This is a genomic window from Paraperlucidibaca sp., assembly GCF_982810325.1.
This window is the reverse complement of record NZ_CEYEMI010000021.1, coordinates 1-14,774: the sequence shown is the minus strand read 5'-3', so window position 1 is coordinate 14,774 and position 14,774 is coordinate 1. Positions and strand designations below refer to the sequence as shown.

14 protein-coding genes are annotated in these 14,774 nt (G+C 52.2%); 6 read left to right on the top strand and 8 right to left on the bottom strand.

Annotated elements, in window-relative coordinates; genetic code table 11:
- Together AC3DKE_RS08185 and AC3DKE_RS08180 are read right to left on the bottom strand one after the other, a co-directional pair.
- On the bottom strand, positions 1 to 165 hold the full coding sequence (locus AC3DKE_RS08185; RefSeq protein WP_340675906.1) for a rubredoxin: 165 nt from the start codon (positions 163 to 165) through the stop codon (positions 1 to 3).
- Between the two features lie 92 nt (positions 166 to 257).
- Positions 258 to 734, bottom strand: a complete 477-nt coding sequence (locus AC3DKE_RS08180) for a rubrerythrin family protein (RefSeq protein WP_340675905.1) — start codon at positions 732 to 734, stop codon at positions 258 to 260.
- Between the two features lie 126 nt (positions 735 to 860).
- On the opposite strand from AC3DKE_RS08180, the gene AC3DKE_RS08175 reads away from it, so the two are divergent.
- The 4 genes from AC3DKE_RS08175 (at position 861) to phoR (ending at position 4,386) form a co-directional block, all read left to right on the top strand.
- Positions 861 to 1,427, top strand: a complete 567-nt coding sequence (locus AC3DKE_RS08175; protein WP_411729606.1) for a chorismate--pyruvate lyase family protein — start codon at positions 861 to 863, stop codon at positions 1,425 to 1,427.
- On the top strand, positions 1,424 to 2,299 hold the full coding sequence (ubiA, locus tag AC3DKE_RS08170; RefSeq protein ID WP_411729607.1) for a 4-hydroxybenzoate octaprenyltransferase: 876 nt from the start codon (positions 1,424 to 1,426) through the stop codon (positions 2,297 to 2,299). The genes AC3DKE_RS08175 and ubiA overlap by 4 nt, the downstream gene beginning before the upstream one ends.
- 75 nt (positions 2,300 to 2,374) lie before the next feature.
- Positions 2,375 to 3,088: a phosphate regulon transcriptional regulator PhoB gene (gene phoB, locus AC3DKE_RS08165; protein ID WP_340675902.1), complete on the top strand. Its 714-nt coding sequence runs from the start codon at positions 2,375 to 2,377 to the stop codon at positions 3,086 to 3,088.
- The gene (gene phoR, locus AC3DKE_RS08160; RefSeq protein ID WP_411729608.1) at positions 3,085 to 4,386 is read left to right on the top strand and encodes a phosphate regulon sensor histidine kinase PhoR; all 1,302 of its coding nucleotides are present in this window, start codon (positions 3,085 to 3,087) and stop codon (positions 4,384 to 4,386) included. The genes phoB and phoR overlap by 4 nt, the downstream gene beginning before the upstream one ends.
- Here phoR and phoU read toward each other — a convergent pair.
- The 5 genes from phoU to AC3DKE_RS08135 all read right to left on the bottom strand — a co-directional run bounded on the left by phoU (position 4,383) and on the right by AC3DKE_RS08135 (position 10,997).
- Positions 4,383 to 5,096 carry a phosphate signaling complex protein PhoU gene (phoU, locus tag AC3DKE_RS08155; protein WP_411729609.1) on the bottom strand — a complete coding sequence of 238 codons (714 nt, stop codon included), beginning with the start codon at positions 5,094 to 5,096 and terminating at the stop codon, positions 4,383 to 4,385. The genes phoR and phoU overlap by 4 nt on opposite strands.
- Positions 5,097 to 5,112: 16 nt before the next feature.
- Complete coding sequence (gene pstB, locus AC3DKE_RS08150; protein ID WP_449304930.1) at positions 5,113 to 5,958, bottom strand: phosphate ABC transporter ATP-binding protein PstB; 846 nt, start codon at positions 5,956 to 5,958, stop codon at positions 5,113 to 5,115.
- 35 nt (positions 5,959 to 5,993) lie between these two features.
- Complete coding sequence (pstA, locus tag AC3DKE_RS08145) at positions 5,994 to 7,655, bottom strand: phosphate ABC transporter permease PstA (protein WP_340675899.1); 1,662 nt, start codon at positions 7,653 to 7,655, stop codon at positions 5,994 to 5,996.
- 11 nt (positions 7,656 to 7,666) lie between these two features.
- Positions 7,667 to 9,943, bottom strand: coding sequence for an ABC transporter permease subunit (locus AC3DKE_RS08140; RefSeq protein ID WP_340675898.1), 2,277 nt, complete (start codon positions 9,941 to 9,943; stop codon positions 7,667 to 7,669).
- 97 nt (positions 9,944 to 10,040) lie between these two features.
- Complete coding sequence (locus AC3DKE_RS08135) at positions 10,041 to 10,997, bottom strand: PstS family phosphate ABC transporter substrate-binding protein (RefSeq protein ID WP_340675897.1); 957 nt, start codon at positions 10,995 to 10,997, stop codon at positions 10,041 to 10,043.
- A gap of 213 nt (positions 10,998 to 11,210) precedes the next feature.
- On the opposite strand from AC3DKE_RS08135, the gene AC3DKE_RS08130 reads away from it, so the two are divergent.
- Entirely contained in the window at positions 11,211 to 11,609 is a 399-nt protein-coding gene (locus AC3DKE_RS08130; RefSeq protein ID WP_340675896.1) for an acyl-CoA thioesterase, read from the top strand.
- 51 nt (positions 11,610 to 11,660) lie between these two features.
- Here AC3DKE_RS08130 and uvrD read toward each other — a convergent pair whose 3' ends face one another.
- Positions 11,661 to 13,880: a DNA helicase II gene (gene uvrD, locus AC3DKE_RS08125; protein ID WP_340675895.1), complete on the bottom strand. Its 2,220-nt coding sequence runs from the start codon at positions 13,878 to 13,880 to the stop codon at positions 11,661 to 11,663.
- 117 nt (positions 13,881 to 13,997) lie between these two features.
- Here uvrD and AC3DKE_RS08120 point away from each other — a divergent pair.
- Positions 13,998 to 14,774: hypothetical protein (locus AC3DKE_RS08120; RefSeq protein WP_487990406.1), on the top strand; the 777-nt coding region annotated here is incomplete at its 3' end.

Sequence of the window (14,774 nt, the reverse complement as noted above, 5' to 3'; positions counted from 1 at the left end):
TTAGAGCTCCACCATTTCAAAATCTTCTTTACCAACGCCACAGTCTGGGCAGACCCAGTCATCGGGAATGTCGTTCCAGCTGGTGCCGGCAGGGATACCATCCCAAGGCATGCCAACCGCTTCGTCGTAAACAAAACCACAGACAATGCATTGCCACTTTTTCATAACTCACCCCATCGTTAATTAATGCTGTGCGCGCACCGATGATACTTAAATCGATACGCGCCAAACCCTGTCAGCGCGCAATGTTACCGAAATTAGCGCGCTTGTGCTGCTGCTAATGCCTCGCGGTAATGGTTGGCGTGACGCTCCTCTACTTTAGTTAAGGCGGCGAAACGTTTCTCGGCTTTTTTCAGCGCAGCCTTGAACCATTCGGCGTGCTCTTTCGACTCAGCAATCTGCTCTTCAAACTCTTTCATGGCATCGGCTTGCTGCTCTTTCACTGCTGTATCGCGGAAGCCTGGGTACATTTCGCTGTACTCATAGGTCTCACCAGCGATCGCCACCTCAAGCATTTTTTCTGGCGTCATCATGATCTTTGGATAGAGTAAGTCCAAGTGGCCAAACGCGTGCTGAATCTCTTGTTTCGCCGTTTCTTCAAAAGCAACTGCCGTAGCCTCATCGCCCATTTCGCGTGCTAGCTTGGCGAAATAGCTGTATTTCATAAAGGCCATGGATTCGCCTGCAAAGGCGGCTTCTAAGTTTTTACCAGTAATGGTGATATCTAATTTCATCTCAAGTCTCCTCGTATAATTCCGCGCCTTAGCGCTGCTTCAACTAGGCTAGGTTATGATAGCGCCCTGATTATGGCCAATGTGTTGGTCTAAAACTTTCGATAGCTTTTTTCTATTGCGATACTTATGCAAAATAGCCCAAGCAAATGGATACATCCCCGCCATTGGCAGCAGGAGCCGCTAAAGCTTCGCCTGTCATCGCAGCGTGATTTGCGCTCTTGGCTAGCCGAGCCCGGCTCGCTCACCGCGCGGCTAAGCTCGCTGGCCCAGCACTCTGGTAGTGAGCTGCGAGTTGAGGTGATTTGCGAAGGCTGGGGCCTACCCAGTGCCGAAGAAGCACGCACATTGAAACTGCGACGTGGCGAATTTGCTTGGATACGCGAAGTGGTTTTAATGGGCATCGATACGCCTTGGGTGCAAGCACGCTCAGTGCTACCAAGGCCAAGTCTAGGCGGGCTTAATCGCCGCCTGACTCGCCTGGGCAACCAAAGCTTGGGCAGCTTATTGTTTCGCGACCCAGCATTGGTGCGCGGCCCTATTCGCTATGCACAGCTAAAACTACCCGCATATGCCAGTACCGTCTGGGCTCGCCGTTCGCGCTTTTTATTGCGCGGCCAAGCCATCCTAGTGGCCGAAGCTTTTCTCCCCGCCCTGTTGACCGCCAGCGCCCATACAGACACGATAACGCCATGATTTCACGCGACCGCTTACCCGACTTTATCGCCCTGATGCGCCTCGACCGGCCCATCGGCATTTGGCTATTACTCTGGCCCACGCTCATCGCTCTGTGGATTGCTGGCGATGGTCATCCCGAGCCATTGATCGTGGCTATTTTTGTCGCCGGCGTGGTGCTGATGCGCTCAGCAGGCTGCGTTATCAACGACTACGCCGACCGCCATATCGATGGCCAAGTATGGCGCACCGCCGACCGACCATTGGCTAGCGGCCGCATTCTCGGCAGCGAAGCTTTGATGCTCTTTGCTGCACTCATTGCTCTCAGCGCCACGCTACTTTTCTGGCTACCAATACAGGTATTTTATTGGTCCTTCGGCGCACTCGGCCTAGCTGTGCTTTACCCGTTTATGAAACGCGTTACTTACTTACCGCAAGTGGTGCTCGGTGCCGCATTTTCTTGGGCCATCCCAATGGCATTCGTCGCTCAAGGCCGCACGCCCGATGACCTGTGCTGGCTGCTCTATGCCGGCAACCTAGCATGGACAGTGGCTTACGATACGCAATACGCCATGGCCGATCGTGAAGATGATCTAAAGGCTGGCGTAAAATCGACGGCTATTTTATTTGGCGACCTAGATCGCGTAGTCATTGCTGGCCTACAGCTCATTTGGCTCGCCGCACTCGCCTTTGTCGGCCATCAAATGCAATGGCCATGGCCTTGGTGGGCAGGCCTAGCAGGCGTGCTCGTATTGTTTATCTGGCAATGGCAGCACACCGCCAGCCGCGACAAGCATCTCTGCCTTGCGGCGTTTAAACACAACCACTGGGTAGGTTTGGTGCTTTTTGTCGCCTTGCTTATGGCATGGTTACAGATGTTGGCATTACCGTAGTCATTACATCGTCATATTTCTGTCATGTCTTCACGTTGTAATGCCACTGTCATCTAAACCGTTTCGAGACATGTTATGCCTAGCGATAAGATTCTGATTGTTGACGACGAAGCCGCCATCCGCGAGATGATTTCTATTGCCTTGGACTTGGCCGGCTACAACTGCATCGAAGCCGAAGATGCCTTGCAGGCTCACCACCTCGTTGTCGATGAGCGCCCCGCCCTTATTTTATTGGACTGGATGTTGCCCGGCATGAGCGGCATTGAGCTAGCGCGCCGCCTCAAACGCGATGAAAGTACGCGCGAGATCCCCATCATTATGCTCACTGCTCGCGGCGAGGAAGATCATAAAGTGCAAGGCCTAGATGCCGGTGCCGACGACTACCTCACCAAGCCATTTTCAACACGCGAGTTAGCTTCAAGAATCAAAGCCGTGCTGCGCCGCAGCAATGTCTTGCACCAAGAAAGCGCCATTGAAGCTGAAGGCCTTAAGCTCGATCCAGTCAGCCATCGCGTCAGTGCCGATGACAAATTAGTCGAAATGGGCCCAACAGAATATCGTTTACTCGCCTTTTTTATGAGCCACCCAGAGCGCGCCTACACCCGCACGCAAATGCTTGATCAAGTCTGGGGCGGCAATGTCTATGTCGAAGATCGCACCATCGACGTTCATATTCGTCGCTTGCGCAAAGCCCTCGAGCCCTTTGGCTATGATCGCTTCATTCAAACCGTGCGTGGCACCGGCTATCGCTTTTCGGTGCAGATGAGCGACAAGGTAGAGCCTGTGTGAGGCGTGCGGTTCTAGCTCGTGAGCTTAAAAGCATTGCCCTAGGTAGCAGTATTTGCCTTGGTCTAGGCTATATTGCAGGCCACGCACTGCTCGGCCTGTGCGCAGCATTAGCATGGTTTCTGTTCCGCCAGCTCAAAGAACTATCTCGCCTACGCCATTGGCTACTCGCCACCGAGCAAGCAGTCCCCGAAAGCGATGGCGCTTGGGATGATGTCTTCCGCGACATCTACTTACTACGCCGCAATGAGCGCCGTGCGCGCGACAACCTACTTAGCATTATCGATCGCGCGCGCTCATCAGTCTCCGCTCTCGATGAGGCCGTCGCCCTTATCGATAATCAAGGTAATCTTGAATGGTGGAACCCTGCCGCCGAAACACTGCTTGGCTTCCGCCCCGAAGATCGAGGTCAGCAAGTGATCAATCTCGTGCGAGCGCCAAGCTTCATTCGCTATTTCAAACAAAACACCTATGACGAAGACTTAAAAGTTGCCTCGCAGCGCCACGCCGGTCGCCAGCTACAGTTTGAAATTACGCAATTTGGCGACAATGACCGCCTGATGATCGTCTACGACATCACACGTCTGCATAACCTTGAACAAATGCGTAAAGACTTCGTCGCCAATGTCTCGCATGAACTACGCACACCGCTCACCGTACTCTCAGGCTACCTAGAGACCTTGCTTGATCAACCTGAAGGCATCGAGCCACGATGGCTGCGCGCGCTAGGGCAAATGTCTCAACAAGCCACACGCATGAATAACCTGGTCAATGATTTGCTGCTGCTTTCACGCCTTGAAAATCAGCCGGAAGATCGCGAGCCAAGCACCGTGAGCGTGCCAAAGTTACTCAAGCAAATTCATCAAGATGCACTCGCGCTCGCCGCGCCGAAGCAGCAAACCGTCACGCTAGAGTGCGAGCCCGGCTTATGTCTATTGGGCATCGAAAACGACTTGCGCTCAGCATTTTCAAATCTAGTCACCAATGCAGTGAAGTACACACCAAATGCCGGCATCATTGCAGTGCGTTGGTGGAGCGACAGCAAGGGAGCCTACTTTAGTGTCAGCGACAATGGCTTGGGCATTGATGAGATACATCTATCGCGCCTAACCGAGCGCTTTTATCGTGCCGATGCAGCTCGTAGCACGGCCACCGGCGGTACGGGCCTGGGGTTGGCCATCGTCAAGCATGTGCTTATGCAGCACAAAGCCACGCTCGATATTCATTCAGAAATCGGGCGCGGCTCACGCTTTACTTGCTCGTTTATGCCCTCGCATATCGAGCGCGAACTGGAGTCCTAAGACTCCAGTTTCTGCTGTACTTGTTCATAGCTAGCGTGGCGCACATCAGCACCTTTCACCAAGAAGATAAGCTGCTCGGCAATGTTACGGGCATGGTCGCCGACTCGTTCCAATGAGCGCAGCACACCCATGACGCTGAGCACCCGTGAAATAGCACGCGGATCTTCCATCATATAAGTGACTAAGGCGCGCGTGGCAGTGCGATATTCCATGTCGATCTCGGCATCGGCCTTCATCACTTTAAACGCTTGCTCAACATCAAAATGAGCGAAAGCATCCAATGTTTCATGGATCATTGTGCGCACTAGACTACCAATATGACGGCACTCTAAATAACCGCGCGGAGCCTCACCTTCTTCACATAGTGTTTGTGCAGCACGTGCAATTTTCGCTGCTTCATCGCCCATGCGCTCAAGATCGGTAATCGACTTTCCAATGGCAATGATCATGCGCAAGTCTGAAGCTGCAGGCTGACGCCGCGCTAAAATTCGCACGATATCCTCGTCAATGCCGGACTCCATTTGGTTTATGCGCCGGTCATTATTCTGTACCGATACGGCCAACGCTGAATCAGCATCAAGTAGAGAAGCAATAGCATCCGTTACTTGCTTCTCCACCAAGCCGCCCATGGCCAAAAAGTGACTACGCACTTCGTCGAGCTCTGCGTTGAACTGAGCCGAGATGTGTTGGCGATAATCTTCACGCTTCATTGCAGTATCTCCACGATCAGCCGTAGCGGCCGGTAATATAGTCTTCGGTTTGTTTATTGCTAGGATTGGTAAAAAGCGTATCGGTATCGCCGTACTCGACCATCTTGCCCAAATACATAAAGGCCGTGTAGTCAGACACGCGCGCAGCTTGCTGCATATTGTGGGTCACGATGAGAATGGTGAATTGCTCTTTCAGCTCGTGAATCAGCTCCTCCACTTTCAGCGTGGAGATAGGATCTAGCGCCGAGCATGGCTCATCGAGCAGTAACACTTCGGGCTGAACTGCAATGGCGCGGGCAATGACCAAGCGCTGTTGCTGACCACCAGAAAGACCGAGCGCGCTGTCATGCAGGCGATCCTTCACCTCATCCCATAAGGCCGCGCCCCGTAGCGATTGCTCTACGACTTCATCGAGCACACGCTTGGATTTCTGCCCTTGCAAACGCAGGCCGTAAGCGACATTTTCGTAAATGCTTTTGGGGAATGGGTTGGGCTTCTGAAACACCATGCCCACGCGCTGGCGCAAATCAGTGATGTCGACAGAGCGATCAAAAATATTTTGCTTATCGAGCAAAATTTCACCCTCTACGCGGCAGCCATCGACCAAATCATTCATTCGGTTGAAGGTGCGAAGCAGCGTCGACTTGCCACAACCTGATGGACCGATAAACGCGGTCACGCGGTTTTTTGGCACCTGCATATTAATGTCATACAAGGCCTGCTTCGCGCCGTAAAACAAATTTAAGTCGCGCGTTTCAATGCACATCGACTCTCTCGACAAGTCACGCTCTCGACGCGTTCGGCCAAATGCGCCGGCATCATTAGCTGAAACTACATGTTCACGCTGGGAAATATCATTCATGGTTATCGTTCCTAATCTATTAGGGGCTAGGTCGCTTACGACTCAAGGGCCTTGTATTTTTCACGTAAGCGGTTACGCAAACTCACCGCCGTCAGGTTCAAACCGGCGACCACCGCCACTAGCAAAAATGCGGTGGCATAGACCAAGGGCCGTGCCGCCTCAACGTTCGGGCTTTGAAAGCCAACATCGTAAATATGAAAGCCTAGGTGCATAAATTTGCGCTCCATATGCAGGAAGGGCGCGTTGCCATCTAGCGGTAGTGTCGGCGCCAGCTTTACTACGCCAACCAACATCAGCGGAGCAACCTCGCCTGCTGCACGTGCTATGGCTAAAATGACACCGGTCATGATCGACGGCGTTGCCATCGGCAGCACTACTCGCCACAAGGTCTCAGCCTTGGTTGCACCCAGTGCCAATGAGCCCTCTTTCAGCGCGCGAGGAATACGCGCCAAGCCCTCTTCGGTGGCAACAATCACTACTGGCAAGGTCAGCAACGCCAGCGTAATCGATGCCCAGAGCAAGCCGGGCGAGCCAAAGACTGGAGCAGGCGAGGCTTCTGGATAAAACCAAGTATCGATATTGGCGCCAAGAAAATAGACAAAGAAGCCCAGACCAAACACGCCGTAGACAATCGAGGGCACGCCAGCAAGGTTATTTACCGCAATTCGCACAACCTGCGTGACTGCACCCTGGTTGGCATATTCGCGCAAATAAATCGCGGCGATTACGCCCATCGGCGTCACCATGATGGTCATCATCAAGACCATTAACACGGTGCCAAAAATAGCTGGGAAAACGCCGCCTTCGGTATTGGCTTCTCGCGGATCGCCAGATAAAAAAGCCCAGACATTGTGGCCATAGACCGCTAATTTCTGGAATACATTGAGATTGTTAGGCTGAATAGCTTGAACAATTTTGCTCACCGGCAAAGTCAGTTCCTGGCCTTGTCCGGCGGTGAGTTGCACGCTGTCGCGATTCGCCTGTAACTTCAGTGCTTCGAGCTTTTCCGATAATGCCCCGTAATTTTCATTCAGTGCCGCACGCCGTACCACTAAGTCGGCTTTTGCCTCCTCGGTAAGCTCATTGTCTATCTGCAAGCGCCGCTCTTCTAAGCGCAGCTTTTCAATGCCGTAGTTTATTTTACCGATGTCGTTTTTCTCGATATCGGCAATTTCCTCTAGCAGCACATTGCTGCGGTCAATCCGCGCCTGCAAAACATCCCAGGCAGCGGCACCTTCAGCCACGATCTGGCCATTTTCACTCACCGACTGTAGGCGACCGTAAAAGTTGCCCCACTCCTGTCGTTCCAACGCAACGATGTCCGTGGGATATCGAATATCGCTTAAGCCATCAGCAAAGACCCAGCGAAAATCGGCACCGGTAATGTCGCGATTACCTAGCTTGAGCGATATACGCTCAATTGATTCTTTATTGGCGGGGATGACTAAGCCTGCCTCTCGCAGCCGCGTAGCGGTATCAAACTTGCTGTCGTATATCTCACCAAGGACGATTTCAGTTTGAGTGCTGCCAGGTGCCGAATAGCTGGCCTGCATAACATCTGCAGGCCAGAAATGGCCTAGGCCGCGCACAGCGATAAGGCTCAAAATGCCTACCACCATGATCAGTGAGATCGCTACCGTGCCAGCATTTAGCCATACCCAGGCTTCTCCAGACTTGAAGTATTCGCGTGTTTTCATCTGCGTATTCCTTACAGCGAGCCGTATTTTTTACGCAACCGGGTGCGAATCACCTCGGCTACCGTGTTGAGAATGAAGGTGAGTACAAACAGAACCAATGCTGACAAGAACAGCACTCGGAAGTGAGTTGAACCTACTTCAGCCTCGCCCATTTCTACCGCCACGTTGGCCGACAAAGTGCGCATGCCTTCGAAAATATTCCAGTCCATGATGGCGGTGTTACCGGTCGCCATCAGCACGATCATGGTTTCGCCAACCGCGCGACCGAGGCCGATCATCAAGGCCGAGAAAATGCCCGGCGATGCCGTCGGTAGCACCACGCGAATGAGGGTTTGCCATTGCGTCGCGCCCAAGGCCAACGAGCCATTAGTGAGATGTTTCGGCACCGCAAACAAAGCATCTTCAGCAATGGCGTAAATGTTTGGAATTACTGCAAAGCCCATGGCTAAGCCGACGATAAGTGAGTTGCGCTGGTCAAAATTAAGCCCAGTGCTAACTTCTAGCCAGGAGCGCAAATCGCCACCAAAGAACATGTTTTCAATCGGCTGCGAAAAGGCAAATGAAGCGTAGCCAGTAATCAACAGCGGCACGATCAAGATCATCGGCGCCCAACCATCGGCAAAGGCGCGCTTCTCTAGCGGCAAGCGTGACCATAAGCCACCGACGAGTACGATAGTGATTGGCGTCAGTATTAGTAGGCTGAAAATGCCAGGCAAATTGTCTTCTATGGTCGGAGCCAACCAAAGCCCAGCCAAGAAGCCCAAGATGACCGTGGGCAGAGCCTCCATCAGCTCAATCGTCGGCTTGACCTTGCGGCGCAGCTTCGGCGACATGAATACGGCGGAGTACATGGCGCCAAAAATGGCTAACGGTGCGCCCAGTAACATGGCGTAAAATGCAGCCTTGATGGTGCCGAAAGTCAGCGGCATCAGCGATAGCTTGGACTCAAAGTCAGCGGTACCAGACGATGATTGCCAGGTATAAGTAGGCGCCTCATATGACTCATACCAAACCGGCTTCCATGTCGACTGTATAGAGATATCTGGATGCTCAATCTCAAGCTTCCAAAAGCTATAGGCATTGTCGGTCTGCACCATAAGCCCAAGCGATCGCGCACTCATTGCCACTGTACGTATCGGCGATGTTCCGGCACTTTCTTGTAAAATTAAACGATTAGATGTGGTGTAGTAGTACGACACATTGCCGTTGGCATCACCCGCGACCACACCTTTGCGGCGCGCCTCAGGTGCTAATGCGGTGATAGCGGCGTCGCCCAACTTGATGCTGCGAATTTTCTGCAAATTAAAGCTATCGCTGCCACTGCTAGAGTCGCGCACCATGAACCATTGCGCGAGCTCACCACTGCTATCCCCAACCATCAATGACACATTGCCTTGTAAGGCTACGACGGCAGTGACATCGGCAGTCGGGCCTGTCAGTGCCACTTCTTGCGTGTAAATCGGCTCATTTCGCACATTGAACACACTTGCGCGATTTCCATCATGGAAAACATAAGCCCAATTGCCATCTTGACCGACAATAATTTGTTGAACATTGCGGCCGGCATAAGGCAGGTCTTCGCGCTCAACTTCCGTAAAGTTGCTGTTATCGGCGTCATCATCACCGAAAGATAGTGATAAGCCGCTACTAGCCTCAGCACCGGTTGAGAAGCTCAGACGCTGCACGCGGCCTTCTGCAAATGCTGTAACCCGAAGGTCTTCATCATTACCGCGAACATCAAATACTTGTAATGGTGCGCCATTACGATCAACAGTTAATGGCGTCTCACCGTATGGAAATGCGAGAGAAGTATTAATAATGCGGCTGTTATTTGGGCCGTAACTGATGTCGTACTTTGGCTTGGCGACTAGGAGCTGACCATTACTCAAACCAATACCCACCAAGCCTGACAAGATAGGCCCACGCTGCACGTGAGCGATACGCACTTTTTCTGGCAAAGGCAGCTTCGTGGCAGACTCAATTTTGCCTGTTTTCACATCCAGAATTTGCACTTGGCCATCGGCCAATACTCGAATGCCAGACTCGTTGTATTCATCAGCATCCAAATACAGTGCTACCGCCTGTGTCTGCACAGGGGCCTTTTTTTCTAAATCCGCGCCACTAAATAGTGGCCAGACTTCAAAAACGAGATAGAAGAAAATAAGACAAATTGCGGCAATGACGCCAACGCCGCCGAGGCCGATAGTCAGATTTGCTAAGCGGTCTTTAAACTCGCGCTTGCGTCGCATGCCTGCCGTATTTACCGAGGTAATCTTGGTATTTTTCATGTGCTCAACCTAACGCCAGGCCCAAGATTAGGCCCTCATGATTGGGCAAGAAGGGCCCGAAGGCCCCTCTTGTTTACATCTACTGCTCGCTTTTAGCTTACAGATCCAGCATTTTCAATACTTTAGCAGCTTCTTTCGCAGGCATTGGGATGTAGCCATCCTTTTCCACAACGCTTTGGCCTTGCTTGGAAAGCACCATTTTCACGAACTCAGCTTCCAATGGTTGCAGCGGCTTGTTTGGCGCTTTGTTGACATAAACATAGAGGAAACGAGCCAGCGGATACTTACCGCTCAGCGCATTCTTCTCGTTGGCGTCATAGATTTCGCCATCTTTGCCAACTAGCGGCAATGTGCGCACGCTTGATGTTTTATAGCCAATACCGGAGTAGCCAATACCATTGATGGAGCTACCAATGGCCTGAACTACAGAGGCTGAACCTGGCTGTTCGTTGACGTTGTTTTTGAAGTCGCCTTTGCACAGGGCTTTTTCTTTGAAATAACCATAAGTGCCTGACACCGAGTTACGACCGTAAATTTGCAAGTCGCGCTTGGCCCATGCGCCGGTTAAGCCGACATCGCCCCAATTATTCACTGCTTTATTAAAGCCACACTTACGCGTGTCGGAGAAGACGGCATCTAGTACTTTCATATCTAGGTACTTGATGGGGTTGTCTTTGTGCACAAACACGGCCAAGGCATCGATAGCTACCGGCACGGCTGTGGGCTTATAGCCTTTAGCCTTTTCAAAGGCGGCGATTTCTTCACCCTTCATCATGCGCGACATAGGGCCTAAGTTAGCGGTGCTTTCGGTCAATGCAGGTGGCGCTGTTGACGAACCAGCGCCTTGAATTTGAATATTGATGTTGGGGTAAAGCTTTTTGTAATCCTCAGCCCACAAGGTCATGAGGTTGTTTAGCGTGTCGGAACCAACGCTGGTTAAGTTGCCGGCAACACCGCTTGCTTTCGTGTAGCTGGGCAGCGCTGGATCAACTGCGGCTTGAGCCGACATACCAAAGGTTAAACCTAAGGCGGCAATCAGTACTTTCGCTTTCATCTGTCACTCCACTAGAGACGGTTTGGTTTCACGGAGCGCATGATGACAATGAAATATGACGTAATGATGACAGTTGGGTGTCGCTGAATTTTTGTGCGCCTCTGAGCGGTGCTTATCACTTGCCACTAGGCGCATACATTTGCTCAATGACAGCTGCTTAGCTGCAGAGTACTCTTGCCCACAAACATAATAAGAGCCTTCGGAGACTTCCTCATGCCTCGCGACACCGAAAATCACCCAATGCCCCGCGGCACGCTCTGCCTGCAAACAATCGCTATGCCTGCCGATGCCAACCCTAATGGCGATATTTTTGGTGGCTGGCTAGTCTCGCAAATGGATTTGGCTGCTGGCGTTGCCGCACGCAAACGCGCGAAAGGCCGTACTGCAACCGTAGCCATCGATGCGATGGTTTTTTTACGGCCCGTGAAAGTTGGTGACATCGTTGGCTTCTACACCGAAGTGCTGTCTACCGGTCGCTCATCGATGAAAATCTTGGTCGAAGTCTGGGCTGTCAGTGACCTGACAGGCAACCATACCAAGCTCACTGAAGGCCTGTTCACCTTCGTCGCCATCAATGATCAGGGCCACACCCGCGAGCTTTCGACACACTAAATCTTAGCCGCTAGCGACCCTTATCTGCACCACTGGCGGCCTTAAAGCACATCAGCCCTTGCGTGATAGTCTCGCGTATTGCGATACCAGCCACTTGCTGCCTAGCTCGCTAAAGTTGACTTGAATGCGAGCATTCGGCCCACTGCCCTCAAACGCTAAAATCACACCATCACCAAAGCGCGGATGATTCACCGCCTGGCCTAAGCGCCAGCCACTACCATCATCATCGCCCAGCGTTTCTTGCTTAAAGCCAGATGAGCTTTGGCCACTACTATTTGAGGCAAAGCCTGAGCCGCCGCGAAAGCCCGCGCGCATAGGTGGCGCTTGCTGACGTACTGGTGCCAATAAGGCCTCAGGGATTTCACCCAAAAAGCGCGATGCGACATGGTAACTTTCAGTGCCATAGAGTCGGCGCACCTCGGCATAGCTAATTACCAACTCGCTCATGGCGCGAGTAATACCGACATAGCAAAGACGGCGTTCTTCTTCGAGATTATTTTCCTGCAAAGCCATTTCGTGCGGAAATAAACCTTCCTCCACACCGGCCAAAAACACCAATGGAAACTCCAGACCTTTCGCGGCATGTAGCGTCATCATTTGCACGGCATCTTCGAATTCACCAGCCTGCTGCTCGCCAGCTTCGAGCGCGGCATGATCTAAAAATGCCGCTAATGGCGACGGTATTTCCTCGGCTTGCGCATGATCATCAACATCGAACTCGCGGGCGGCGCTAATCAATTCACGTAAGTTTTCTACGCGAGCTTGACCCTTCTCACCCTTCTCTTTTTCATGATGCGCGACTAAGCCACTTTGCTCGATCACAGCTTCAACTATCTCGCCCAATGATGCGCCCTGTGTATTGGCATCGAGATTATCGATCAAGGTTAAAAATGCTTGGATTTTGCCGGTGGCGAGAGCGGGTAAACGGCGTTCGGCTACCACTTGCTCAGCAGCAGACCATAGGCTCACTTGCTGCTCACGTGCGAGCTGGCGAATCATATCTAGGCTTTTGTCGCCGATGCCGCGGGTGGGCGTATTAACCACGCGATCAAAAGCCGTGTCGTCTATGCGTTGCAGTAGTAAGCGCAAATAGCCAACGGCATTTTTAATTTCCGCGCGCTCAAAGAAGCGTAGACCGCCGTAAATTCGATAGGGAATTTGTGCGCGCAACATGGCCTCTTCGAGTACGCGCGACTGGGCATTGGAGCGATACAAAATCGCCATATCTCGGCGTGCTACACCGCTACGAAAACGCGTATCGATGAGCTTGGCGATGTAGTGCGCCTCGTCGAGATCGTTGAAGGCGGCATACACCGAAATCGGCTCGCCTTCACCTCTATCGGTCCACAGATTTTTACCCATGCGATCGCCATTATTAGCAATCACGGCATTTGCCGCCTGCAAAATAACTGAGGTCGAACGATAGTTTTGCTCAAGGCGAATCAGCTCAGCGTCGGCATAATCGCGCTGAAACGTACGAATGTTTTCAATGCAGGCACCGCGCCAGCCATAAATACTTTGATCGTCATCACCGACTGCCGTGAGCATACCGCGCTCACCAGCGAGCAGGCGCAGCCATGCGTATTGAATGCGGTTTGTGTCTTGGAACTCATCAACCAAAATCATGCGAAAGCGCGCTTGATAATGTTTGAGAATGTCGTCGTGCTTGAGAAATAACTCATGGCAGCGCAATAAAATTTCGGCGAAATCGATCAGGCCACCGCGTTGACAAATGGTTTCGTAAGCGCTGTAAACACGCAGCTGTGTTGCCGTGTATAGGTCGCCATTGTGTGCAATGTGCGCAGGTCGGCGACCTTCTTCTTTATTGCCATTAATGAAGCTTGCCGATTGCCGTGCTGGCCACTTTTCTTCGTCGAGCTGCAACTCTTTCATCACCCGCTTAACCACGCGCAGCTGATCATCCGAATCTAAAATTTGGAAATTTTGTGGCAGACCCGCAGCCTCGTAATGCGCGCGTAAAAAACGATGGGCCAGGCCATGAAAAGTGCCGATCCACAACGGCTGCGTGGCAATGCCGAGCTGCTGCTCAAGCCGTGCGCGCATTTCATGTGCGGCTTTATTGGTAAATGTCACCGCCAACACGGCAAATGGCGACATAGCAAAGTGTTGGCAGAAATAGCTAATGCGCGATGTTAAAACGCGCGTTTTACCCGAACCAGCGCCGGCTAAAACCAATAAGTGTTGGCTGTCGCAAGTGACAGCATCGCGTTGTGCGGGGTTGAGCCCGTCTAAAAGATTAAGTTCATTCATGGGGCTATTGTAGACCAGCGCGAAGGTCGTTTCCGCGAATGTTCAGAGAATGGTAAGGTAAGCCATTGCAACAACAGAGCGCCCACTCATATGGGCGACCGACGAGGGCCGTCATCCATGTCACGCTCAGCCATCTCTGGCGACGCTACCGAGCACACAAATGCTCCCTCTCGCCCTGCGCCACTTGGCCATAGCGAGCGTTTGCGCACGACATTGCTTGCGCAAGTGCAGCGTCAACTGCCGCGCTTTCTAATCATCACTTCGTTGTCGGTGTTATTAGCGGTTTGGATACTTTGGGACTGGCCTTACGCCAGCAATAAAGTCATCGCATTGTGGGGCGGCAGCTTTATTGGCTTTTTAATTTTTCGTGGCTTTTTGATCTGGGGCTTAAGCCGAAGTCCTCAGCTACGGTCACGCTGGCTAGGCACTATTTTAATAGCCACTGCCGTATTAACGGGCGCATTTTGGGCCTTCGCTTTAGTTGCACTCAACCCTCGCGTATTCCTCAATGGCGAGCTGTATGCCGACATTACTAGTCGACAAATTTTGTTATCCGCTCTTCTTGGCGCTCAAGGCATCACCGCCCTCGCTGCCTATGCTGGCCATTTGCGCGCCTTTGTTGGCTTTACGCTTACCGCCTTTCTGCCCGCAGTGGCGTATTTGCTACTGCATCCAACGTCAACGAGCCTTATGGTGTCGACTATTGGCACGGTGTGGTGGGTCTTTCTGATACTCAGCGCTCGCTATCTTAATCGCATGGTCAGCGACGCTATTGTGCTGCGCTTAAGCAATGAAGATCTGATTTCATTCCTCCGCGATACACAAGCCCGCACCCTAGATACCAACCGTCTGCTAGCTCGCGAAGTGAATACTCGCGCTATCGCTGAAACGCAG